This window comes from Vibrio sp. 2132-1 (assembly GCF_033344315.1).
The window spans coordinates 1-1,082 of sequence record NZ_JAWPON010000099.1 but is presented as its reverse complement, the minus strand read 5'-3'; the positions used below and the strand labels follow the sequence as shown (position 1 = coordinate 1,082).

Below are 1,082 nucleotides of genomic sequence, written 5' to 3'. Positions count from 1 at the left end.
GAATATGAAACAGATATAATGAACACAACCCCCTAGGATACTGAGTACATTACAAAGAAAGGTCTTGTTATGAAGAAAACATTATTGGCGTCACTCGTATGTGTAGTGGCTTTAGCTGGATGTAATCAAAAGGAAGAGACCGACGCACCTGCCCAATCGCAACAGGAAGCGAACCCAATCTGTAACTTAGAAAAACTGCCCGGCGGATGGTCACAAAGTGACATGACCGATGAAGCGCAACCATTGCTTGATGTGGTACTCGCGCAAATGAACACTTCCGCTAAGTTAAAGCAAATCCTCAGTGTTCGCACTCAGGTGGTAAGCGGCATGAATTACGCGATTGAATTTGAAATGGATAATGGCGAAATCTGGAATACGATTGTCTACCGCTCGTTAGACGACGAAATCAAAATGACGCAACCTGCAAAGCTTGGACGCTTCTGCTCATAATATGCAGACATAAAACATGGCTCCCGATTGGAGCCATTTTTATTCACGATGTTCTGTTCAGCCCATCACATTCATCAGAACTAAGCCGTGGCGATATTAGCTTTGGGTAACTTAATCGAAATCAACGTTGTCAGCGCCAAGAAAGCGAAAGAGACCCACAAACACGCCGCTAGTCCAGCTTCTTGGTAAATCCACCCCGACAATACCGTGCCAATCAAACGTCCCATGGCGTTGGCCATGTAGTAAAAACCGACATCCAACGACACGCCGTCGCCTTTGGCATAGCTCACAATCAGGTACGAATGCAGCGAAGAGTTAATGGCAAAGACCGCACCAAAAATCATCAGCCCAACCACAATCACGATTTCCGGCTGCCAACCAATTTGTACTCCGTAAGCAATCCCGCCCGTGATTAAGGCAAGAATCCCCGCCCACACCAATGCCGCACTTCCATCAGGCACGCGACCTTGCGCTTTACCCGTAATGCGCGGCGCAAAACCTTGCACAAAGCCATACGCGATCACCCATGATGCTAAAAAGCCACCAACCCACAAGTGATCCCAGCCAAATACGCTGCCGAGATAAACCGGCAAAGCCACCACAAACCAGACATCCCGCGCACCAAACAGGTA

At 48.1% G+C, this 1,082-nt stretch carries 1 protein-coding gene and 1 pseudogene; one reads left to right on the top strand and one right to left on the bottom strand.

What is annotated here, in order from left to right; translation table 11 throughout:
• The first annotated feature begins 69 nt into the window (after window positions 1–69).
• On the top strand, window positions 70–450 hold the full coding sequence (locus tag R8N47_RS23690; protein ID WP_318185913.1) for a cystatin domain-containing protein: 381 nt from the start codon (window positions 70–72) through the stop codon (window positions 448–450).
• 80 nt (window positions 451–530) lie between these two features.
• Here R8N47_RS23690 and R8N47_RS23685 read toward each other — a convergent pair.
• Window positions 531–1,082, bottom strand: a pseudogene (locus R8N47_RS23685) (MFS transporter); the annotation flags it as partial.